Genomic DNA, 23,208 nt, shown 5'->3' on the forward strand with positions numbered 1-23,208 from the left:
AAAGTCAGGGCGTGATGATCTGGCAAGCGATCGCAGAGAGATACGGCTTTCTGGCTTTGTGCTGTGTCCTCTCAGGAGCAGCAACACGCTGTGAGGCAGCAGAGGCCGGAACATCGCCCGTTCCGTCACAGGTGCAGGGTCTTTCCGGCTGCTGGCAAGGCGACGGGACTGTTATGGAAAAGCCCGTGTGGATTCACCTGGCAGCCAAGCCAATAGTGCTTGGCGCGATGCTGGCGATTGATGCAACCAGCACCGCCAAGAATGATAAATCAGATCGTTATGCAGCGCATCTTCTGTTCGGTGCAGGCCCTGAAACTGCTCCTCATCCAAATGCACAACACCCAGTCAGTGCATTCTGGGCCGATAGCTTTGGCGGAACATTTGCCGTTACAGGCAGCGGCACCACACTACCTGATGGTTTTGACATCGTATATCATTACCCGCAACAGACTTTCCTGAATCAGTGGCGCAAGCAGGGAGACCATTTGACATGGGAGATTTTCACCATGTCGTCCGGATCAGTCCTCAAAAAATTGTTTGCCCAGTATCGTTTGCAAAGCACTCCCTGCACTTCCACCGACCATAAAGAGTGATGGTGCGTGACATGAAAACACTTGGCACAAGACGATCCCTGCGGCGCTTTTCTCCTTCTTTGCAAAAGTTGCGCGCCCTTGCGGCTACACTCACCATCTTTCTGGGTCACTCACCTTGCACCGCAGGGGCGGAAACTGCCTTTTCCATGCCGCCAGAGGCGCAACGTTTGATTACGCATTATCACATGCTGCCAATCCCCGTTGAAGGCGGATGGTTCTCCCAATTGCAAAGAACACCGGAAACCATTCCCGGGGCAGTACTGCCTGCCCGCTATGCAGGCGTTACACACCCTATCTCAACAGCCATTCTGTTACTGGAAACCCGAAGCGGATTTTCAGCCCTGCATCGCTTAAAAACTGCCGAGATCTGGCATTTTTACAAAGGAGATTCCATTCATCTGCTTCTGCTTTACCCCGATGGCAGCATCAAGCGGGTAATATTGAATTCAGAAAACCCCGCCTTTGTTGTGCCGGAAGGTGTGTGGCAGGGCTCGACCCCGGAAGGCCCCTTGGGGTGGGCCTTTGCAGGCACCACAATGGCGCCCGGCTTTATACCGGATGATTTTGAAGCCGGAGAACGCACGCAACTTTCCCGCCTGTATCCTGCTGCGGCCAAAGACATTCTGGCGTTAACCCGTGAGAAAGCCCCCACACCATGAAGATACTGGTTTCTGTTGTTCTCATCCCGGTGCTGACGGCTTTTTCCGGCATATCTGCACATGCCCAGACACTCACACCCGCCCAGGTGCCAGCAGTCACACCCTCGGCTGGAAGCAGCCTGAAAGAACTGGTGGGACGAAATGCGCCCCTTTCATCAAACAGACTGAGCGTGGCCTTGTTCACGCTTAAACCCGGCATTGCCTATCCGGAAAGCTACAACAAAACTGCCGAAGAGTTTTTTCTGATCCATGAAGGCCATGGCACGGTTTGGCTGGAAGGCGTTCCCCACACAGTAAAAGCGGGAGACATTGTGCGCCTTCTTGCCGGCAGCCGACACCGCATTGCAGCAGCACCGGATAGTATGCTCAGCTTTTACGCGCTCACGGCCCCACCATTCCAACCGTCAGATTATGTGCAGACAGGAAAACGATGAAGAAACCAGTTACCTAATTTCAAGCAATAATCTGGCCCATGGGATGATTTTTATGAAAACTGTCTCGCTCCAGAAGAAACGTACATCATTTGGCGAGGATACCGCCGCCTACCAAAACGCACGCCCTCCCTACCCCGCTACGGTTTACGATCAGCTCATGGCGCACGTGCCTCTCTCTGGAGCGCACATTTTTGAAATTGGGCCGGGAACGGGGCAGGCAACACGCACCCTACTGGCGCATATGCCTGCGGAACTGAAAGCGATTGAGCCAGACACGCGGCTATGCGCCTACCTTGAAGGTCATCTTGCCCCGAGGGCTCCGGAGCTGTCTGTGGTTCCCTCCTCCTGGGAGGACGCGCCCATTGAAACAGGCCGATATGATCTGGGCATTGCAGCAACAGCCTTTCACTGGCTGCCGCAGACAGACGCTTTAGGCAAAGTTTATCAGGCTCTCAAACCCGGTGGGTGGTGGGCCATGTGGTGGAATGTATTTGGTGACCCGGATGAGCCCGATGCCTTTCATCAGAAAGCCAGTCCGCTGTTTGCCCAACTGGGGGACAGCCAGAGCTGGCAACAGGGCCAACTTCCCTTTGCACTGGACCGCTCGGCACGCCTGTCCGACCTTGAGGCGGCAGGATTTCAGGACATGGAAACAAGTTTACTGCGGTGGAGTATCACCATGACAGCGGCACAAGTCTGTGCGCTTGCGGCAACCTTCTCGCAAGTTATCACGGCTGAGGCGGTTCTAAAAAAGACCTTCCTGAATGCCTTGGCTCAGCTAGTAGACCATGAATTTGGCGGTACGGTGGAGCGGCGGTTCATGACCGCGCTCTATATGGCGCGCAGGCCGCCCAATCCCGTTTTACGATCAAGCCCCCTCTGATCAGGCCCGACGCCCGGCGCGAAAAGAGGCCAGCGCGTAGCACACAACCGATGTACCAATACTGGCAACAGCTGTCATCCGTTCTGCGGGGTTCAGCAGCATGGCCAGAAATACAAACACCACGGCAATCAGCGCTACATAGTTGCAATACGGAAAAAACGGGATGGTGTAGCCTTCCGTATCACCCGCTTGCTGGGCTGCGCTTCTGGCCTTGATGTAGGCCGCCACAATCATGGAATACACCACCAGAATAACACCCCCACTGCAACTGAGCAGAAAAGCGAAAATAGTATCTGGCGCGAGAATGGAAGAAAACGCCACCAATGTTCCCGCCACACTGCTGACCACAATGGCCATACGCGGTGCATCCGCAGTTGATTGCCGCACCAGAGAAGACGGAGCATCCCCACTGGCCGCAAGTTCAGTCAGAATACGGGAGGTGATGTACATGCTGGAGTTCAGGCAGGAGACAATGGCGCTCAGCACCACAATCCGCATCAGAAGGCCTGCACCGGGAATACCCATGGCATCCATGGCCGTAACAAACGGGGACTTGCCGGGAACAATGCTGGTCCATGGCACCACCATCAGAATCATGGTGACAGACAAAAGATAGAACAGTGTCACACGCGTGCCGATGCTGCGTGTGACACGTGCCACGTTCTTCCCCGGCTCTGGTGATTCAGCGGCCGCAACCGTGGCAATTTCCGAACCCATCATGGTGAACAGAATTGTGGGAATAATGGACAGAACAGCCACAAACCCATGCGGGAAAAAACCACCATGCCCGACAAAATTCTGGATGGGAGCGGTACCGGGTCCGAACAGATGCAACACATACAGCCCGGCCACCAGAACGAAGGCGATAATGCTGACAACCTTGACCAGAGAGAGCCAGAATTCGCACTCCCCAAACACCCGTGGGGCTGCAAAGTTGATCAGCTTGAGCACAATAATCAGGCCAATCGCCAGCACCCACACCGGCAGCCTGACCCAGTCCTGTATCACTATGGCACCCGCTATGGCTTCACTGCCCAGCACCACAACCCAGAAGAACCAGTAGAGCCAACCGGCGGTAAACCCTGCGCGGTCTCCGCACGCGGTGCGGATGTATTCAACAAAGGAGCCGCGCCCGGGGCTGGCTACCACCATTTCCCCCAGCATGCGCATAACCAGAATGACCAGCGCACCCACAGCCAGAAAAGCCAGCAGCACGGCTGGGCCCGTGGCCGCTATGGCGGCCCCGCTCCCGACAAACAGCCCCGCACCAATAACCCCTCCGAGAGCGATCATCGCGATATGGCGATTCCGTAAACCCGCGGCTGATGTTGTGGTTGGAGTGCTGTCCTGTTCAACCATGTGCATGGCATCCTTTCGTGTCGTTGCTATTGTGAATCGTTAGCCTGACGAAAAAAACTACTAATTCCTGTTGGTAGATAAGTCTTTCAGAAGTGTTTGTAAAAATACGCCTCTATAATTCCGGCATGGTGGCCAATATCTGGTACCGGATAGCCGCCCGGCACACCCGCATGGGCCAACGCCCGGCCTGATGGTCCGGCAAACGCAACACCGCCCGCCAATGCGGCGGATGTTGTGGCATTCATGGTGTATTCAGCCGTAACATCCAGCTCATCAGAAATATGGCGACCCACCGATTTCAGGCCCACGCCTGAAGGATAAAGCAAGGACAGATCATAGTAATGCAGCCCCAGCTTCAGGTTGTCCCCCTTGTTGAGCAGATGCACCGGAGGCGTGGCCGTGAGATCAAGCTGATGCACTTCCAGATCAGAGAGCGGAGCGAGATACATGCCGACAATTTCACCCGGCCAGTATCCGCCATACGTGTAGCGCTTTCCATCATACAGGAAGAACGTATCATAGCTGTGCTTGACCGTTCCGTTAGGGTTCTTATTCCCACCATAGCGCGTGTAGCGGTAAAAGATCTGCGGCTGCCAGGGTAGCATGGTGAACCTGTAACCGGGCTCAAAATACATGCCGTAGGCTTCAACCGATTTATAGCCATTGCCTGCGTGACTGTTCTGTTCAGACACAAAGCTTCCATAAAACGTGAAGTTTTTTGAAATCCCCAATGGCCTGAATGGAACCAGGGCACCGCCCCAACTGAGCGAGGCCACGTTCATGCCATTACGATCGCCACGGGCTGAATAATCATAATGGGAAGACGTATCGGCATCCCGCACATGGAAATAGGTCAGCGTGACGTAAGCCGCCCGATCAGCGTAGGTGCTTTCCCCATGGCCACCCGGCGTATTGCGAAACCAACTGACATCGAACCCGACAAATTTGGTTTTTGGCCTGTCATTGCCCCAGTCGATATCGTTATCCGCATTGCTTTCCAGCATGAAGATATCCGCCCGCACCGGATTGCCTTCCAGTTTGATGACACCGGGCCCGGAGAAGGCAAAGCGTGGCGCATACCACCATGCGCCACGGCTGCCCGCGCTGTAGGTGCCTTTCCCGATCAGAAAGCCATCATCCACAGCAAAGGCCTGCCGTCCCCCCAACACGGTAAGCTGCTGGCTTTTACCTGCCAGATGGACAGGCAAGGTCACGCCGATATTCGCTTCTTCCAGATAAATGGAACGTGGGGTTCCGGATGTCTGAGAGACTTCCTGTGCATCCCCATGCCCCAGAGTAGCGGCTCCCAGCGCAGAAGCCTTGCCAATAATGGCCACGCCCTGCCCCAGATCCCAGCGCCCGGAGAGAATGGGCTTGCCATATAATTCACCATAAGTCGGGCTTTGCGCCCTGTTATAGCGGCCTCCCGAACGCGGTGCATAAGAGCCTGCGCCAAAATTGACATTGGGAAGGTAGAAAGCTGAACCGCCGATATCCAGACCACCTTCGATCGTTATATCTTTGACAGACACCAGCGTTTTTTCAGCGCATGCGGGAGAGGCCAAAACCGTGGCGCAGCAAAACAGAACAAGCGGATAGACACAGAAACGCATGTCGGCTCAGCGCCATCCGGCATATCGCAAGATACAGACAATGGACATAACGCCCTTCTCCCATAGTGGAGGGCCAAATATCCTTTATGGGCAGTGTACCATCAGGATTATTGGCCCTGAGCCATATGGCCCGCAGCATTCCGAGACCCTGATAATCTCGAATATGTTATAAAATTTACATTATAATATAATATTTTCAACCCAAACTCTTTCCGAAAATTATCCATCTCATTACTATAAAAACCATATTATTTCTAAAATAACGTAATAAAAACATGTCACCCAAGCAACGTTAAAGGTGGGGCGCATCCTCTAATATCCGGCAGAAAACCGCTATTTTCTGCCTCCATTCTTATCAACTTTCTCATTATTTATAACAGGGGGCACCCCATGCAAAAACCGGGAAAGGGTAGCTGTTTAATTTTTTAAACACAAACCCGTGATCACAGAATCGTTATTGATGACATTTTTGTCATTTTTCCTTTATAACCATTTCAAAACAATAAGTTACTTTTAATTCCTTCGCCAAAATCAGCGCTGCCTCTCTGCACGCTCGATTTTTCCCGATTTTTAAAATGAACGCCTTCAGACCCCGCTTGCCAAACTGTACAAGTATTTCTTCTTCGTAATAAATGGTTATGCACCATATCTGGCCTTATGTTCCTGGCCACGCTGAGGCGCGCACCCAAGGATGCCGATCAACCATCCCCATCCGCAGGGAACCTCCTTCAGCCGGAGGGCTTCTAGAAGCATTACCCCCTTCTATGGACTAAGGACTGAAGAGTATGGCGAAACCCAATGTTGCGGATATTCTGGTACAAACGCTCGAACAGGCTGGTGTCGACTCTATTTATGGCGTGGTGGGCGACAGCCTGAACGGCATTACGGACAGCCTGCTCAAACGCAAGACCATCCGCTGGGTCCATGTCCGGCATGAAGAAGTTGCCGCCTTTGCCGCTGCCGGCGCGGCGCATGTTACCGGCAAGCTGGCTGTTTGCGCAGGCTCATGCGGGCCGGGCAACCTGCATCTGATCAATGGACTGTATGATGCCCACCGCTCCCGCATGCCGGTTCTGGCCATTGCAGCCCAAATTCCCAGCCCGGAGATTGGATCGGGCTATTTTCAGGAAACCCGGCCAGAAGCCCTCTTCCGTGAATGCAGCCATTATTGTGAAACCATTTCCTCACCCGAGCAGGCCCCGCGCGTGGTTGAAGCCGCCATTCGCGCCGCAGTGGGTCAAAAAGGGGTAGCGGTAATTGCCATCCCGGGAGATGTGGCGCTGAAGGCGGCGGTTAATACCGTTATTTCCGAAAAAATAGCCCTGCTGCCTAAAGAGCCGGTTGTTGTTCCGCCAGAAGACGATCTGACCGCTTTGATAGATCTTCTGAAAAGCGGAAAGCGCATTACCATTCTGGCCGGGCGCGGCTGCGCTGGTGCCCATGCCGAACTCATCCGGCTGGCCGAGACCCTCAAGGCCCCCATTGTCCACGCCCTCGGTGGGAAGGAACATGTGGAATATGACAACCCGTACGATGTGGGCATGACAGGACTGATCGGGTTCTCCTCCGGTTATCATTCGCTGCTGGCCGCTGATGTCGTGCTGATGCTGGGCACGGACTTCCCTTACCGCCAGTTCTATCCGGAAGACGCAAAGATCGCGCAGATTGATATTCGGCCCCAGCAGCTTGGCCGACGCTGCCCCCTCGCCCTTGGTCTGGTGGGGGATGTGAAACACACCTTGACCGCGCTGTTGCCTCGGCTGACGGCCCGCACCGACCGCACCCATCTGGATAAATGTCTGGAACTTTACAAAAAAGCACGTCAGGGACTGGATGATCTGGCAACTGGCGGCACCAAAAAACCCATCCACCCGCAATATCTCACCCGTCTGATCAATGAAACCGCAACACGTGACGCCATTTTCACGGCAGATGTCGGCACCCCTACGGTGTGGGCTGCGCGCTATCTGAAAATGAATGGACAGCGACGGTTGATGGGGTCCTTTGTCCATGGGTCCATGGCCAACGCCCTACCGCAGGCCATTGGGGCACAGGTGGCGCAACCCAACCGTCAGATTATCAGCCTCTCAGGTGATGGTGGTTTTACCATGTTGATGGGAGACCTTCTGACACTGGTTCAGGAAAAACTTCCGATTAAACTTATTATTTACAATAATGGCACTCTTGGCTTTGTGGCTATGGAAATGAAAGCGGCCGGATACCTGGAAACAGGCGTGTCCCTGCAGAACCCGGATTTTGCCGCCATGTGCCGTGCCATGGGCATTCATGCTGTGCGGGCAGAAACCCCCGCCGAATTGCCCGCTGCTGTGGACAACATCCTCAACCACCCCGGCCCTGCCGTGCTGGATGCCGTCACCAACACGCAGGAACTGGCCATGCCACCCAAAATTGAAAAATCCCAGATTACCGGCTTCAGTCTTTACGCTCTCAAAGCCATCATGAACGGTCGGGGTGATGAGATTATTGATGTCGCCAAAACCAATATTCCATTTCTGCGGTAACGGGTTTTAGCAATCAGCTTTTCTTAGACCATGAGGGATATGCCCGCAGATCAGGCTATCCCTCCTCTCTCCGACACCTAGGGGAAAAACCGCAGGCAAGCGTGAAGCGTCCCGATAATGGAGCCTCTTCCTCTGCCACTGCCACTGCCACTGCCTCCGGTTGGCGTCGCCCCTTGCCTGAATATGGGCATGGGTTGCGTCCTGACATTAGATATCTACACGATACGCCTTTAGATCTGCACGATCATCTTTGGTTTTCAGGATGCTGACAACCTCAGCCTTCTTGCCATGCTTGGTTCGGAGAACACGCTCCACATCCTGCATGCGGTCTTTCGGCGCATTGAAGCGGACGTAATAAGCCCCCGTTTCAGCATGCACCGCATGTCTTCCACGCCTTTTCTGGCATCAAAAGATGTAATGCTGGCCCTGTAACGCACGGTCACAGAGCTGGTAACGGCAATATACCGCAAACAACTGTTTTCATTGATTTTTTTGGAAATGGAGCGGATGAGGGGAATCGAACCCCCGTATGCAGCTTGGGAAGCTGCCGTTCTACCATTGAACTACATCCGCGTTCTGTGGCGCGCACTATAGCGATGCGCAGTGCCTCTGACAATCCGGTTTTTGATCTGCCAGATCTATTCGGCTTCCATTTCCGCACTGATCAGGTCTGACAGGTGCCCAATCTCGCGCAGGGCAAGCCCTTCTGGTGGTTTGCTGCGCGCACTACCGCGCGCAATACGGCGGGGCAGCACGGCACGATCAAACCCCAATTTGGCGGCTTCCTTCAGGCGCGCATCTGCCTGCGCCACCTGCCGGATTTCTCCTGACAATCCCACTTCACCAAAATAGACTTCACCAGAACTGGTAGGTACACCGCTGGCTGCGGAAATCAGGGCTGCCGCCACGGCAAGATCTGCCGCTGGCTCCGCTACTTTCAGGCCCCCAGCCACATTCAGATAGACATCCATGCCGGAGAGTTTCAGGCCACAGCGTGTTTCCAGCACGGCCAGCAGCATGTTCAGCCTGCCGCTATCCCACCCCACCACGGCCCGGCGGGGCGCGCCATCTCCACTTTTGGGAGAAAGCAGCGCCTGTACTTCAAGCAGTACGGGGCGCGTGCCCTCCAACCCGGCAAAAACGGCAGACCCGGCAATATTGCCGCGCCGCTCAGCCAGGAACAGGGCGGAAGGATTGCTCACTTCCTCCAGCCCTCTGTCCGTCATGGCAAACACGCCAATTTCATCCGTTGCGCCAAAACGGTTCTTCGCGGCGCGCAGAATACGGAACTGGTGTCCTCGGTCGCCTTCAAAATACATGACGGCATCCACCATGTGCTCCAGCACACGCGGGCCCGCCAACGCGCCTTCCTTGGTAACATGCCCGACCAGTATCAGGCTGAAGCCGCGGCGCTTGGCCAGACGGATGAGTTCAAACGCACAGGCCCGCACCTGAGAAACAGTGCCGGGGGCACTTTCCACCGTTTCAAGCCACATGGTCTGAATGGAATCGATTACCACCGCCCGCACATCAGGCTCGGCTTCCAAAGTGGCCACAATATCCATCACATTGATGGACGCTGCCAAATCCAGCGTGGCGGTGCCAACGCCAAGACGCAGAGCACGCAGGCGAATCTGATCGACCGCTTCTTCGCCTGAAATATAGAGAACACGCTCGCCCTTGCCCGCCAAACGACACGCCGCCTGAAGCAGCAGCGTGGACTTGCCGATACCGGGGTCCCCCCCCACCAGCACGACCGAAGCCGGGACCAGTCCGCCCCCCAGCACGCGGTCAAGTTCCACAATACCGGTCTGGGTACGGGGCGGAGGGGCAGCCATGCCCTCCAACCCTTCAAGCTTCACCCGGCGCCCCTTGCCAGCCGCACGGGGGGAGGACGCCGCCAGAGGTTCAGCAGTTTCCTCCACCAGCGTGTTCCATTCTCCACACGCTTCGCACTGGCCGATCCATTTGGGATACACCGCCCCACAGGCCCGGCAGACAAACTGGCGGGACGGTTTTTTAGCCACGATGTTCTATCCCTGTTCTCATTCTGAATGATGTAAGGCTAAAACATCCAAGGCTCAAGGGCGACCAACAGACTCGTAGGTCAGGCCCGCCGCCCGCATGGCGGCCGGATCAAAAATGTTGCGCAGATCAACAATCACACCATTGCGCATCCGCTTGGCCAGTTCTGCCGGAGAGAGCGCGCGGAACATGTTCCATTCCGTCAGCACCACCAGCACATCGGCCCCTTCTGCTACTTCCAGCGCATCGACGCAGTACACCACATCCTGCGGCAGAAGCGGCTTGGCAGCAGCCATGCCAACGGGATCATACGCGCGGATCGTCGCGCCCGCTTCTGCCAGACGATGCAGAATCGGGATGGAGGCAGATTCGCGCATGTCATCTGTCTCGGGTTTGAAAGTCAGCCCCAGCACGCCAACCGTCTTGCCTGCAACAGACCCACCACAGGCAGCCGCAATACGCCCGGCCATACCTGCCTTACGGGCTTCATTCACCTGTACTGTGGTTTCTACCAAGCGGCATGCACTATGCGCTTCCTGAGCAATGCGTGAAAGCGCCAGCGTATCCTTGGGGAAGCAGGAGCCACCATACCCCGGACCGGGCTGCAGAAAATCCCGGCCAATACGCTTATCCATGCCCATGCCCCGGGCAAGATCATGCACATTCGCACCCAGTTTTTCGCACAGATCGGCCATTTCATTGATGAAGGAAATCTTCATGGCAAGGAAGGAATTGGACGCGTATTTGGTCAGTTCCGCTGTTTCCAGCCCGGTGAACAACAACGGCGCTTCAACCACGGACAACGGACGATAGACCTGCCGCAGCACACCTTCCGCACGGCTGGCCCGTTCCGGCAGACGCTGGTCCAGACCGATAATCACGCGGTCAGGCCGCATGAAGTCTCCAATGGCGCTGCCTTCACGCAGAAATTCCGGGTTGGACGCCACATCAAAGTCAGCATCAGGCCGTGTCTGGCGAATAATCTCCGCAATCCGGCGGCTGGTGCCCACGGGCACGGTGGATTTGGTGACAATCACGGCATAACCGGTCAGGGCTTCCGCAATCTGGCGGGCAGCTGCGTGCACATATTGAAGGTCTGCAGCGCCGTCACCATTCCGAGGGGGCGTGCCAACCGCAATGAACACTGCTTCCGCGCCAGTTACGGCCTGCGCAATATCATCACCGAAGGTCAGACGACCGGCCTGGCTGTTAGACGCCACAAGAGCATCCAGGCCGGGTTCATAAATCGGAATACGGCCATCCCTCAGGGCAGACAGTCGCTCCGGGTTGGTTTCAACAATGGAAACATTGATGCCGAATTCGGCAAAACACGCCCCGGATACAAGCCCAACATATCCGCCGCCGATCATGGCTATGCGCACTTTCTGTCCTCCGCCTTCTCGCTTCTGCCCTCCCCTCATCCATCAGCGGAATGAGAGGGAAGACATATTTCTGTGCCACACCAATGCCCTCCCTCGCCGCGCCCTGCAATGGGGCAGCCGTGCAACGGGCCTGTTTTGCGGATGGTTTATGCTGCTCTTTCCGCGTCAAATGGATAGGGAGCCAGCGCAAAGACAGACTTCAGGCTTTGACGCGCCCCCCATAGTCGGGCTACGGCAGCTAGAACGTGTTTTGACACTCGCCTGCTGGAGCGGACAACCAAAACGGATGAATATGGTGCTCACTCTCGTGGCCGGACTGGGTCGCGGTACCCTTGCCTTGATACGGGCCGCGGGGTCTCTGGCTCTGTTCGCGCTTGAAGGGCTTTCCCACATTGTGCGCCCTCCCTTTTATGGGCGCGTCTTTTTGGGGGCCTTTCTGGAAACCGGGTTTTTCTCCCTTCCCGTCGTGGCTTTGACCGCCCTTTTCTCTGGTGGGGTGATTGCCCTGCAATCCTATACGGGGTTTGCGCAGTACCATGTGCAAAGCGCCATTGCCGGAATTGTGGTGCTGGCCGTAACCCGTGAACTCGGCCCCGTTCTGGCGGGCCTGATGGTAGCGGGCCGCGTAGGTGCCGCCATGGCAGCACAGATTGGCACCATGCGCGTCACAGACCAGATTGACGCCCTGACCACCCTTTCCACCAACCCCATGAAGTATCTGGTAGCGCCACGCCTGCTGGCGGGCCTGATTGCCCTGCCTCTGCTGGTGCTGGTGGCGGATGTTCTGGGGGTTGCTGGCGGTTTTACCGTATGTGTCATGAAGCTGGGCTTCTCCCCCAACGCCTATATCACCTCTACCCTGAACTCCCTGAAGGCCATTGATGTCACGGTCGGGCTGGTCAAGGCCGCATTGTTCGGGTTCCTGATTGCGCTGATGGGCTGTTACTACGGCTACAACAGCAAGGGTGGCGCAGAAGGCGTTGGCTCCGCCACAACAGCGGCGGTGGTTGTGGCCTCCATTCTGTTGCTGGCCTTTGATTACCTCCTGACAGATCTGTTTTTCTCACAATGAGCACGCCTCTCCCCAAGATCCGCATCCGCGATCTGCACAAATCCTTCGGCACCAAAAAAGTGCTGGATGGCGTTAATCTGGATGTTGCGCAGGGCACATCGTTCGTCATCATCGGCGGGTCTGGCAGCGGAAAATCCGTGCTGCTGCGCTGCATTCTGGGCCTGATCATCCCCGATTCCGGCAGTATCGAAATTGATGGCGAAAACATTCTCACCGCCACAGACAAACGCCGTGAGGCCCTGCGCGGTGAAATTGGCATGCTGTTCCAGAACGCGGCCCTGTTTGACAGTCTGCCCGTGTGGGAGAACGTGACCTTCGGCCTGCTGGCCCGCAAGCGGCTGAAGCGCCCGCAGGCACGTGAACACGCCGGGTCCATTCTGGCGCAGGTGGGGCTGGACCCATCCGTGGGCGATCTTTACCCCTCCGAACTTTCGGGCGGGATGCAGAAGCGCGTGGGGCTTGCCCGCGCCATTGCCGCAACGCCGGACATTCTGTTCTTTGATGAACCCACCACCGGGCTGGACCCGATCATGGGGGCGGTAATTGATGGCCTGATTGTGGATTGCGTGAAAAAACTGGGCTCCACCGCCATTGCCATCACGCATGATATGGCGTCTGCCCAACGTATCGGGGATGAAGCCGCCATGCTCTACAAGGGGCAGTTGATCTGGCAGGGGCCGGCCTCGTCCCTCATGCACAGCGGCAACGCCATGGTGGACCAGTTTACCCATGGTCGCCGGGAAGGCCCCATCACCATGGAATTGCGCAAATAAAGGCCACCACCACGCTCCTGCTGGCCCTCTCACACGGGCCGCTACATTTTCTTTCGCTTTTTTGCCGCGCGTGCTTGCCCGCCTTCCTTGCGAATGAGATAGAAGCAGGAACAGATCCTTTCAGGAAAGAGACCATGAAACACGCGGTTATGATGCTGGTATGTGCTTTTGCGCTCTCAGCCTGTGGCATGTTCAAAAGCGAACCCAAGCACCTGACCACTCCCGCTCAGTGGGAAAAATACGGCTATCACGACCACCTGCACAGCGACCATAAATAAGGCCGCTGGATAACAGCGTCTTCCTGCTTCTGTTTTTCTGGCCCCTTCCATAATCCGGCTCTTCCAGTCGCCGGAGAAGAAGGAAAAATAGGAAAAACGGTCTCCTCCTGCTGATCATTCCGCGCTCTTCCGGCGTTGATTGTCATTTAGTCCGTAGCGTTCGCCGGTCTTTTCCCCCTATCAGAGCGCAACCTCCCTGTTAGCTGTCACGTTTGGCTGGGAGTAGTGTTTCTGGCGGGGTGTAGAGAAGACTGATGATCAGCAAGCCGTTTCGTGCGTTTTTCCCTGTTCTGGCCGTTCTGTTTCTGGGGCTGCTTTTCCCTCCCCTCCTCTCTCATAGCCAGGTCTGGGCGGCCGAGACGGATACAAAGCAGGTCTCTCAACCTGCCACTCCCGCTACGCCGCTCATTTCAGATATTTCTGCCGTGGCTACAGATGCCACGCTGGATCAGATCAATAATGAGATCCGGGCCATCTATCAGGACAGCCTGAAAAACTACTCAAAGAGCGAAAACGCAGCGGTCTTTGCGGCTCTTCTCAAACGCGCCACGGCAGTTTCAACCCTTACGGACGCATTGCTCGCCAAGATAAAACCCTACGAATCCGTTTATCAGAATTTTCTGGACATCCTTGGCCAACCTCCCGGCAAGGATGCGCCGCCCGAAGCCGCCTCCATTACGGAACAGCGCAAGACTCTGGCCGCCAAACAGCGTGATATTTCCGGGCGTATTACGCGGCTGAAGCTCTATCAGCTTGAAGCCCAGCAACTGGTGGATGAACTCCGCCAGCACGGCACCGCCATTCAGCAGGCCACCCTCACACAACGGTTTCCCTCCCCGCTGGGGATCCCGTTCTGGACGCAACTCATCGCCACATCCGGGGATGATACGGATCGTTTCTCCAGCATCGTGCAGGAAACTGGTGCGGTGCTGATTGAGGCCTTCCGCGGCACCCACGCCCTTTGGACATTGGGTGGTCTGGTTGTTGGCGGCCTGCTGCTGACGCTTTACTTCTTCTGCCATCATCCGGTGCGCATGCTGGTGGCCCGGTTTCTGCCAACGGGCCGCATCCGCCCTATTGCCGCAACCGTTCTATGCGCTGCCATCAGTGTGGCAGCATGGGCATTTGCCTTCCGCATTGTGTGGGGTGCCATAGCGTTCAACAACCCGGCCTTGGGGGAAGATCTGGACACATTGGCCGATATGGTCGCGTCTCAGGTGCCGCTTTGCGGCTTTGTTATTGAACTGGGTATCAGCCTGCTGGCCAGCAAGCCGGAATGGCGGGTGTTTCCCATGCCGGACAAGGTTGCGCACAATCTGCGGCTGTTTCCCATCTGGTTTGCGGTCGCCCTGATTGTGCGCGGCGTTCTGCGCTATGTGGACACCAAAAGCGGGCTGAGCATCCTGCCGGTACAGTTGCTGGACGGGCTTTATACGCTGGCCGTCAGCCCGTTGCTGTTCGCCATTCCGCGCCAGCTCCGCATTTCTGCCGAAGAAGGCTCCGGCAGCCACCCTACAGTGGCCCCGTTCCTACGCACAATTGCCATGACCATTTCCATTGTATGCTGGCTGGCTGTTCTTTCTGGCTACATTCCTCTGGCCTACACTATTATCTCATGGGTTTCGGTCATGGCCATCACCATGACAGCCCTGTTGCTGCTTGCCCTTCTGGCCACAGCGCTGGGCAGCAGCGTCTTTCCCTCTCACGGGCCGATCGGGCAGCATCTGGTGCAACTGGGGCTTGCGGCGCGACTGGTGGATCAGGCCAGCGTTGTCATTCCCGGTTTGATCAGCGTGTTTCTGCTGGTTGTGGCGTTTTCCGTTGCCACGGCCGGCGCGGATTTTGACCCAACACAGGTTGGCAACCGCATTCTCTTCATCTTCCGTGGGCAAAATGGGGCGTCCACAGAAGGCAGTTTCAATATCTCGCTGGATACCATTCTGCTTTGTGCGGTTTTGCCCATTATCGGGCATTACGCCATTCGCATTCTCAAAAACTGGTTCCGTCAGCGCTTTTTTCCTACCACGCGGCTGGATATCGGGGCGCAGGCGTCCATCCTGAGCATTATCACCTATTCCGCATGGATTCTGGTGGGACTGAGCATGGCGTCTGCCCTTGGCGTCACCATGAAGAGCATGACATGGGTGGTCAGTGCGCTTTCCGTGGGGATTGGTTTTGGTCTGCAATCCATTGTGCAGAATTTTGTGTCCGGCATTATCCTGATGGCCGAACGCCCCGTCTCCATTGGGGATGTGGTGGATATTGCGGGCGCACATGGTGAAGTTGCCCGTATCAGCGTGCGATCCACCAATATCAAACTGGCTGATGGTTCCACCATGATTGTGCCGAACTCCCAGTTCATCACATCAGCCGTGCGCAACGCCACGCGGGCCGAAAAGCCGGGCGTATTTACCCTCACCCTCCAGCTTCCGTTTGCGTCTGATCTGCAAAAAGCCATGGATGTGATGGTGGCCACCCTTGCCGCGTGCAAGAATGTTGACCCACAACTGGCCCCGACCGTCAGCATCTCTTCTGTAACCGATGGCTCAGCCCTGTTGACGGGCACAGCCCGCGCCCGCACAGGGCTGGACCCCGCTGCGGTAAGAAGTGAAGCCCTTTATGATCTGTGGCAGGCCTTTCAGAACAACCACATCCCCATCACGGTGCCGACCTCTCTGGCAGCCCCTAACAGCTAACAAAAAAGCCGGGTTCCGAACCCGGCTTTTTCTTTCCTGTGCAGGGAATATTGCTCGGTATGGCTAAAAAACCCACCGGCTCACTTCCCTCACCACCCGTCCGGCTGATTAGCGAATCTGATCTTCGTGAATGGTATCCAGATCTGTAAAGCGTGTGTATTCGCCTTCAAAATACAGATGTACGGTGCCGGTTGGTCCGTGTCTCTGTTTTTCCAGAATCAGTTCTGCCTTGTTATGCACCAGCCCCATCTTGCGCTGCCAGTCATCAAGGGCCGCTGAGTATTTATCCATGGAATCGAAGGCCGTTTCCTTGGGCATGCGCTGCTGCAGATAATATTCATCACGGTAGACAAACATCACGGCATCGGCGTCCTGCTCGATCGAGCCGGATTCACGCAAGTCAGACAACATGGGGCGCTTGTCTTCCCGGCTTTCCACCTGACGCGAGAGCTGGGAAAGTGCGATAACCGGCACTTCCAGTTCCTTTGCAATGGCTTTCAGCCCCTGCGTGATCATCGAGATTTCCAGCACGCGGCTTTCAGGACGCGTTCCCACGGAAGGACGCATCAGCTGAAGGTAATCGACCACCACAAGGCTTAGGCCCTTGGTCCGCTTCAATCGGCGGCAGCGTGTCCGCATGGCGGAAAGGGAAATGGCCGGTGTATCATCAATCACCAGCGGCAGGCGCGCCAGTTCGCGGCTCACGCGCACAAACCGGTCAAACTCCTTCTGCCCAATATCACCACGACGGATACGTTCGCTGGAAACCTCGGACTGTTCTGACAGAATACGGGCGGCAAGCTGTTCCGCCGACATTTCCAGCGAGAAAATGGCAACGGCCCCTTTGGGCTGCACCCCCGGCCCTTTATCCTCGGCATCCTGCATCAGAGCGCGTGCAGCAGAGAACGCAATCTTGGTGGCCAGCGCCGTCTTCCCCATGGCGGGACGTCCGGCGAGAATCAGAAGATCAGAGGGGTGCAGCCCGCCGGTTTTCTTATCAAAATCACGCAGGCCGGAGGTCAGGCCGGAGACGTGTCCTTCGTTCTTGAACGCCTGCTCCGCCGTATGAATGGCGTTGGCCAGCGCACGGTCAAAACCGACAAAACCGCCATCCTGCCCTTTTTCAGTTGCCAGCCGGAAAAGCGCTTCTTCCCCTGCCGCAATCTGGTCCGGACCGGACAGATCAGACGTTGCACCGAAGGCGTTGTTGACCACGCCCTCGCCAATATCAATCAGTTGCCGCCGAATCCAAGCATCATGAATGGCGCGCCCATAATCCCCGGCATTGATGATCCCCACCATGGAGGTCAGCAGCTTGCCCATATAGGCCATGCCACCCACCTCGGAGAGGATACCCGAGTTTTCCAGTTCCGCCCGCAAAGTAACCGGGTCTGCCAACTGGCCATTTTCAATGCGGCGGGCAATGGCGTCATAAATGCGGCCATTCACCTCGTTGGCGAAGTGTGCGCCCGTCAGAAAATCAGACACGCGATCATACGCGCGGTTGTTGGTCAGCAACGCGCCAAGCAGCGCCTGCTCCGCTTCAAGGTTGGCAGGCGGCTGGCGAAGAGAGAGCGACAGGAGCGTTTCGTCTTCCGGCCGCGCGGGGGCTGTTTTGGTCATACTCACGCCGTTGGTTCTAACAGGTCTTCATTATGACGTCTGCATACGTTGTGGCAGCTTTCACGCCACACAAGGGGGTTTGTTTCCGCACCCAAAGTCAGGCGATGCCGGACTTAAATATCATAAGGGCTATCAGGCCTCTCATCGGTGCGTTCACTTGATCAGAGTTCCCCACCGCCTCTCCGCTTCACAAGCGAGAGGCCGCCTGATCAAGAGCCTCAAATGCGGTGACGATATGGTAGAGTGAACTGGTTGGAATGGCCGTTACGGCTGGCTGGCCTGCCGCATCCAACTGGTCCAGCCACGTACCCTCCGGGCAGCCGGTGAAATAGCGGGTCAGCAGAGTGTCCGCCATCCGGGCGGCCAAATGATCTGCGGTGTCCTGCGGGTTGACGGTCAACACACCACGCAGAGCCTCCCCCTGCACCCACAAACGGGACGAGGCTTTCAGGACTGTCCCATCCCGTCCTATGCCGTCATACGCAAAAGCGGTGTGAACATTCACCCCATGCTGCAGCGCAAACGCGTAGAGGCGCTGACTTTGGTGCGCTGTCTGCACCCCGCTCCACCGTGTGTATTCATGCAGCAGCCATACCCATTCAAAATGATGGCCCGGCTCCACCCAGTTTCCGGCTTCTCCGGGGGCGGGTTGCCAGTTCTCCGTAAAAAACTCCCCCAATATGCCTGTTTCAGCATCCTGAAAGCGCGTGCTGAACAACACATACAGATCATGCGCCATTGCCAGATCTGCCGCATCTCGAGTGGTCTCATACAAGGCCAGAACGGCTTCCAGCAGATGCATATGGGGGTTCTGCTGACGGGGAGCGTCCTTTTGCGGCAGCGTATTGAAAAAGCCACCAGTAGGCGCGCCCATATGGGCCTGTATCCAGCACAGGGTCTCCCGTGCCAACACCACGGCATCACCGCTCTTGTCCAGTCTGCCGTACCACGCCAGAGCAAACACCACGAAAGCGAGATCATACAGATCCGCTGTGGCATCCAGCACGCTTCCCTCCGGCGTCAGGCGGCACACCCAACCTCCATCCGGGGTGCGTGCTTTCAGCAGAAAGTCGAAAATCCCTGCTGCGCATGCTTTCGCCTGTTTCCACCCCCGCAAACTGGCCCATGAAAACACAAAAAGCTGCCGGGCCTGCACCCGCACCCGCTTGAAAGGGGGTAACGCAGGCACACCGGCCAGGGTCAGGCTTTCCTGTGCTCCCCGCATGGCCGGGTGGCTCGGCGTTCCCTCACAGCCGGTTGAGGCCCAGAACGGCAAAGCCTGCTCAAACAGCCAGCGCTGAAAACGGTCCCGCACCATCTGCAAAGCAGTCCCCTGCCCGGAAGCAACGGACGAACCGAGGGGCGCTCTTTGAAGACCCTGCGGCATCACGCACCGCGAATCCGGCCAATGGTGGATGTTGTGGAATGGCCCTGTGCCAGATCCGCCAGCACCAGCCTGCCTCCGGCGGCGGTGACCACATCGGCCCCCACCACGTCTTCCGGTTTGTAATCCGCCCCTTTGATCAACGCATCCGGCATCAGCGCCTTGATGGTTTCCAGCGGCGTGTCTTCCTCAAACGCCACGACTGCGTCCACATACCGTATGGCCGCCATCACCCGCGCACGGGAATCCAGCGTGTTGACCGGGCGTTCCGGCCCTTTCAGGCGGCTGATGCTTGCATCCGTGTTCAAAGCCACCACCAGTCTGTCACACGCGGCACGGGCTTCCGCCAGCAGGCTGACATGGCCGGGGTGCAGAATATCAAAGCAGCCATTGGTGAACCCCACCTTCAACCCTCGTGCCTGCCAACGCTGAACCTGTGCCCGCGCCGCTGCCAGCGGCAACAGATGAGGGGCTTCATCAGGACCGGACTGTTCATCCAGTTCATGCAGCACTTCCTGAATATCCGCCGTGGCGGTGCCCAGTTTGCCCACCACAACCCCTGCGGCGGCATTAGCCACCCGCATGGCCTGCTCGAACGAGAGGCCGGAGCCAACCGCCAGCGCCATGGTGGCAATCACCGTATCGCCAGCGCCGGAGACATCAAACACTTCCCGCGCGCGGGTGGGAATGGAGACAACCGCGCCATTCCGCTGCACCAGCATCATGCCTTTTTCAGAACGCGTGGCCAGAATGGCGTCGGCCTCCGCATCCGCCATCACCTTGCGGGCTGCGGCTTCTACCATCGCCTCGGTTTCCACCGGCAGACCTGAAGCCTCAGCCAGTTCACGGGCATTGGGTGTAATGCAGGTGGCCCCGCAATAGAGGCGATAATCTGGAGATTTTGGGTCCACAAACACCGGGATATTCCGGGCCTTTGCGGCACGGAACACGGTTTCCAGCACCTGCGGGCTGCAAACCCCTTTGCCGTAATCAGACACCACAACGGCCTGCACGCCTTCAATACGTGCTTCAAGAGCCGCGCATAAATCCGCGGCTTCGCTCGCCTGCAAAGGCAGACGGCTTTCCTCGTCCGTCCGCACCACCTGCTGATGGGCGGCTATGAACCGGGTCTTGCAGATTGTGGGCCTGCTGGTGGTGCTCACGGTGGCATCCACCACATTCGGGCGTGCTGCCAGAGCGCTCCTTAACAGCCCTCCAGCCTCATCATTCCCCACCAGCCCCACCAGAATGGCCCGGCCCCCCAATGCCGTTACGTTGCTGGCCACGTTCCCGGCCCCGCCAGCCATTTCCCGCCGCTTGTCCAGCAACAGAACTGGCACCGGCGCTTCCGGCGAAATGCGCTCCATGCTGCCGTATAAAAAACGGTCCAGCATCACATCGCCAACACACAGAATGGAAACAGCCGAAAAATCCATCAGGCTCAGGCTCCAAACGTCCCAACAAATTCTTCAAGCCCGGTTTGCCGCCGGGTTTTCAGGCGTCCGGCTGTCAGAATGGCGCGGGCTTCAAAAATGGCACGGTCCAGATCCTTGTTCACCACCACATGATCAAATTCGTGCCAGTGGGAAATTTCATCACGCGCGGCCGCCATACGCCGGGCAATTTCATCTGGATGGTCAGACGCACGGGAGGTCAGACGGCGCTCCAGTTCTTCCAGCGATGGCGGCAGCACAAACAGGCTGACAACATCATCCGGCAGTGCCTGACGCACCTGCTGGTGGCCCTGCCAGTCTATGTCGAACACCATGTCCTGCCCTGCAGCCAGCGCTTCCTCTACGGGAGCGCGGGGCGTGCCATAGCCACGGCCAAACACAATGGCCCATTCCAGCAACTGGCCCGTTGCTGCCATTTCCTCGAACTGCTCCATGGTGCGAAAGTGATAATGCACGCCTTCCTTCTCGCCTGGCCGTGGCTGGCGCGTCGTGACGGAAACGGAGTGGCGCAACTGGGGCTCGGAGGCCCGCAAGGCGTTGGCAATGGTCGATTTTCCTGCCCCGGACGGAGCGGAAATCACAAAACAGACTCCGCGCCGTTTCAACCTCGCCCCTGCTTCAGACGTTCTGCCCTGCACCATACCGCGTTCCAACTCCCGTGTTGCTCACCCGCCAGCAAACTCTTGGGAAAGCATGGCCTTGGCAGCCATGCATGCCCGCTTTGCCCTGTGGCGTGCAGCCCTTCTAACAGTCTCGCGTTAAGAGAGCGACCATGAAACATAATACCGTTCTGATAACCGGAGCCTCCTCCGGCCTCGGGCGCTCACTGGCCCTCACTCTGGCACGGCCCGGACGCATGCTGCATCTGGGCGGACGGAATGAGACCCGGCTGATGGAAACCGCCCGGCAGTGCATCTCGCACGGAGCAGGTGTGGACATCGCACGATGCGATGTCGCCGACCGGCAGACCATGGCGGAATGGGTGAAAAGCACCGGGCAGCTTGATCTGGTATTGGCCTGCGCAGGCATTACCGGGGGCACCCGCAAGCCCGAAACGCCGGATGATGCCCCTTACGAGCCTGACGAACAGGTACGACGCTTTTTTGCCACCAATATGGATGGCGTTCTGAACACTGTTCTGCCCGCCATGGCGTTGATGCGCCGCCAGCCCCGTGCGGCAGATGGCATGCGGGGGCGAATCTGCGCCATTTCCTCCGTTGCGGGGCTGGTCTCCTATCCCGGAACGCCGTCCTATGGCGCGGCGAAAGCGGCGGTTGACCGGTTTATGGTGGCCACTGGCGGGAATATGAAGCAGGCAGGTATTCTGTGTTCTTCCGTGGTGTGCGGGTTCCTCAACACCCCCATGACGGCGCAAAACCGCTTCCCCATGCCGGGCATGACAGATGTGGATAACGCCAGCCGCCGTATTCTGCGCGGCCTGCGCCGCAACGAAAGACGCATTGTTTTTCCATTATGGCTTGCAGCCGGGTCCAGATTTATGGACCTTCTGCCTATACGGCTGGCGGAAGCCTATTACACCCATCAGCCCACCGGGGCTGCGGGCACCATGCCAGAGCCGGACCTGTCATGACCCTTTTAGCCTGAGGACCCTCCCCGGCATGAACCACCAGTCCACCCCCGTTTCCGCTTCTTCTCCCGGTGGCCTGATGGAAGAGCTTTCAGCCGCATCCGTGCGCGAACCCGTGCCCGCTGCGCTGAAGACCATGAAGATGGACCGTGTCTTCTGGAGCCATTTTTCCCCCAACCTCGGCCCCGGCGGCTGGGTGACGGGGGCGTTGCTCACCAGCATGGGGCTGGATTTCAAGACCGGGGTGCTCGCCATTGTGCTCGGCAACATAATCGGGGCGCTACCAGTTGCCCTTGCTGCCGCCATTGGCCCCGCCATGGGGCTGACACAGATGGAGGCCTCCCGCCGGGCGCTGGGGCAGATTGGCATCCGCCCACCTGCCTTCCTGAACTGGATCTATTGCGTCGGGTGGGATGCGGTAAACAACGTGCCCGCCGCCACAGCCCTGATGGCGCTGTTGCTGCTGGGCGGCATTTCCTCCCCTTTCTGGCTGGCTCTTGGTGTTCTGGCCGCAACCCAGATGGTGGCCTCCATTTACGGGCACCACGTTGTGCAGCTTTTGCAGAAATATCTGGGTGGGGTACTGCTGATCACCTTTGCCCTGATGGGCATTACGCTGGCGGTGGAAGGGACGGCCCCCATAGCCGCCCATCATCCCGTAAGCTGGCAGACTTTTCTGCTGGCCACAGGCGTTCTTGTCAGCTTCAATCTGTCTTGGGCATCCTATTCTTCTGATTACACGCGGTATCTGCCAGCGTCTTCCAGTCCGAAAAAAGTGGTGCTTCTGGCGTTGGCGGGGCTTCTGGGTTCCGCCATTCCGTTCCAGATTCTGGGTTTACTTACGGCGGGCAGCGTGGCGGACCCATCGCC

At 57.3% G+C, this 23,208-nt stretch carries 20 protein-coding genes and 1 tRNA gene; 11 read left to right on the top strand and 10 right to left on the bottom strand.

Annotated features, from left to right (window positions below; translation table 11 throughout):
- The first annotated feature begins 11 nt into the window (after window positions 1-11).
- From AD948_RS08795 to AD948_RS08810, 4 genes are read left to right on the top strand one after another with little or no spacing between them, the layout of a single operon-like run.
- Window positions 12-593, top strand: coding sequence for a hypothetical protein (locus tag AD948_RS08795; RefSeq protein ID WP_156478995.1), 582 nt, complete (start codon window positions 12-14; stop codon window positions 591-593).
- Between the two features lie 11 nt (window positions 594-604).
- Window positions 605-1,252, top strand: coding sequence for a cupin domain-containing protein (locus tag AD948_RS08800; RefSeq protein ID WP_248845972.1), 648 nt, complete (start codon window positions 605-607; stop codon window positions 1,250-1,252).
- Window positions 1,249-1,686 (top strand): cupin domain-containing protein, encoded by a 438-nt coding sequence (locus AD948_RS08805; protein ID WP_061471519.1) that lies wholly within the window; start codon window positions 1,249-1,251, stop codon window positions 1,684-1,686. The genes AD948_RS08800 and AD948_RS08805 overlap by 4 nt, the downstream gene beginning before the upstream one ends.
- Before the next feature lie 52 nt (window positions 1,687-1,738).
- Entirely contained in the window at window positions 1,739-2,569 is an 831-nt protein-coding gene (locus tag AD948_RS08810; RefSeq protein WP_169797403.1) for a class I SAM-dependent methyltransferase, read from the top strand.
- On the opposite strand, the gene AD948_RS08815 is transcribed toward AD948_RS08810, so the two are convergent.
- Window positions 2,570-3,928 carry an amino acid permease gene (locus AD948_RS08815; RefSeq protein WP_061471521.1) on the bottom strand — a complete coding sequence of 453 codons (1,359 nt, stop codon included), beginning with the start codon at window positions 3,926-3,928 and terminating at the stop codon, window positions 2,570-2,572. It abuts the gene before it with no gap.
- A gap of 86 nt (window positions 3,929-4,014) precedes the next feature.
- Window positions 4,015-5,541, bottom strand: coding sequence for an alginate export family protein (locus AD948_RS08820; RefSeq protein ID WP_156478996.1), 1,527 nt, complete (start codon window positions 5,539-5,541; stop codon window positions 4,015-4,017).
- Window positions 5,542-6,326: 785 nt separating this feature from the next.
- Between AD948_RS08820 and poxB the strand changes: the two genes are divergently transcribed.
- Window positions 6,327-8,063 carry a ubiquinone-dependent pyruvate dehydrogenase gene (poxB, locus tag AD948_RS08825; RefSeq protein ID WP_061471522.1) on the top strand — a complete coding sequence of 579 codons (1,737 nt, stop codon included), beginning with the start codon at window positions 6,327-6,329 and terminating at the stop codon, window positions 8,061-8,063.
- 207 nt (window positions 8,064-8,270) lie between these two features.
- On the opposite strand, the gene AD948_RS18180 is transcribed toward poxB, so the two are convergent.
- The 4 genes from AD948_RS18180 to AD948_RS08840 form a co-directional block, all read right to left on the bottom strand.
- Window positions 8,271-8,441, bottom strand: a complete 171-nt coding sequence (locus tag AD948_RS18180) for a hypothetical protein (protein ID WP_156478997.1) — start codon at window positions 8,439-8,441, stop codon at window positions 8,271-8,273.
- A 121-nt stretch (window positions 8,442-8,562) separates the two neighbouring features.
- A tRNA-Gly gene (locus AD948_RS08830) sits at window positions 8,563-8,636 on the bottom strand.
- 65 nt (window positions 8,637-8,701) lie between these two features.
- Window positions 8,702-10,090, bottom strand: coding sequence for a DNA repair protein RadA (gene radA / locus AD948_RS08835; RefSeq protein WP_035378142.1), 1,389 nt, complete (start codon window positions 10,088-10,090; stop codon window positions 8,702-8,704).
- Window positions 10,091-10,144: 54 nt separating this feature from the next.
- Window positions 10,145-11,458 carry a UDP-glucose dehydrogenase family protein gene (locus tag AD948_RS08840; RefSeq protein ID WP_061471523.1) on the bottom strand — a complete coding sequence of 438 codons (1,314 nt, stop codon included), beginning with the start codon at window positions 11,456-11,458 and terminating at the stop codon, window positions 10,145-10,147.
- Between the two features lie 298 nt (window positions 11,459-11,756).
- On the opposite strand from AD948_RS08840, the gene AD948_RS08845 reads away from it, so the two are divergent.
- The 4 genes from AD948_RS08845 (at window position 11,757) to AD948_RS08855 (ending at window position 16,289) form a co-directional block, all read left to right on the top strand.
- Window positions 11,757-12,542 carry an MlaE family ABC transporter permease gene (locus AD948_RS08845; protein ID WP_006559776.1) on the top strand — a complete coding sequence of 262 codons (786 nt, stop codon included), beginning with the start codon at window positions 11,757-11,759 and terminating at the stop codon, window positions 12,540-12,542.
- Window positions 12,539-13,315, top strand: coding sequence for an ABC transporter ATP-binding protein (locus AD948_RS08850; RefSeq protein ID WP_061471524.1), 777 nt, complete (start codon window positions 12,539-12,541; stop codon window positions 13,313-13,315). The genes AD948_RS08845 and AD948_RS08850 overlap by 4 nt, the downstream gene beginning before the upstream one ends.
- A gap of 134 nt (window positions 13,316-13,449) precedes the next feature.
- The gene (locus tag AD948_RS18400) at window positions 13,450-13,593 is read left to right on the top strand and encodes a hypothetical protein (protein WP_162829227.1); all 144 of its coding nucleotides are present in this window, start codon (window positions 13,450-13,452) and stop codon (window positions 13,591-13,593) included.
- A 254-nt stretch (window positions 13,594-13,847) separates the two neighbouring features.
- Complete coding sequence (locus AD948_RS08855; protein WP_061471525.1) at window positions 13,848-16,289, top strand: DUF3772 domain-containing protein; 2,442 nt, start codon at window positions 13,848-13,850, stop codon at window positions 16,287-16,289.
- A 108-nt stretch (window positions 16,290-16,397) separates the two neighbouring features.
- On the opposite strand, the gene AD948_RS08860 is transcribed toward AD948_RS08855, so the two are convergent.
- From AD948_RS08860 to gmk, 4 genes are all read right to left on the bottom strand, one after another.
- Window positions 16,398-17,912: a replicative DNA helicase gene (locus tag AD948_RS08860; RefSeq protein ID WP_006559781.1), complete on the bottom strand. Its 1,515-nt coding sequence runs from the start codon at window positions 17,910-17,912 to the stop codon at window positions 16,398-16,400.
- A gap of 187 nt (window positions 17,913-18,099) precedes the next feature.
- The gene (locus tag AD948_RS08865) at window positions 18,100-19,299 is read right to left on the bottom strand and encodes an AGE family epimerase/isomerase (RefSeq protein WP_248845973.1); all 1,200 of its coding nucleotides are present in this window, start codon (window positions 19,297-19,299) and stop codon (window positions 18,100-18,102) included.
- Window positions 19,299-20,732 carry a D-glycero-beta-D-manno-heptose-7-phosphate kinase gene (gene rfaE1, locus AD948_RS08870; protein WP_061471526.1) on the bottom strand — a complete coding sequence of 478 codons (1,434 nt, stop codon included), beginning with the start codon at window positions 20,730-20,732 and terminating at the stop codon, window positions 19,299-19,301. Before rfaE1 ends, AD948_RS08865 begins: the two co-directional genes overlap by 1 nt.
- A 5-nt stretch (window positions 20,733-20,737) precedes the next feature.
- On the bottom strand, window positions 20,738-21,391 hold the full coding sequence (gene gmk / locus AD948_RS08875; protein ID WP_039905924.1) for a guanylate kinase: 654 nt from the start codon (window positions 21,389-21,391) through the stop codon (window positions 20,738-20,740).
- Window positions 21,392-21,522: 131 nt separating this feature from the next.
- Between gmk and AD948_RS08880 the strand changes: the two genes are divergently transcribed.
- Both AD948_RS08880 and AD948_RS08885 read left to right on the top strand, forming a co-directional pair.
- The gene (locus AD948_RS08880) at window positions 21,523-22,341 is read left to right on the top strand and encodes an SDR family NAD(P)-dependent oxidoreductase (RefSeq protein ID WP_061471527.1); all 819 of its coding nucleotides are present in this window, start codon (window positions 21,523-21,525) and stop codon (window positions 22,339-22,341) included.
- Between the two features lie 28 nt (window positions 22,342-22,369).
- On the top strand, window positions 22,370-23,208 hold an 839-nt coding region (locus AD948_RS08885), incomplete at its 3' end, for a cytosine permease (protein ID WP_248845974.1).

Source organism: Acetobacter senegalensis (genome assembly GCF_001580995.1).
GTDB lineage: Bacteria > Pseudomonadota > Alphaproteobacteria > Acetobacterales > Acetobacteraceae > Acetobacter > Acetobacter senegalensis.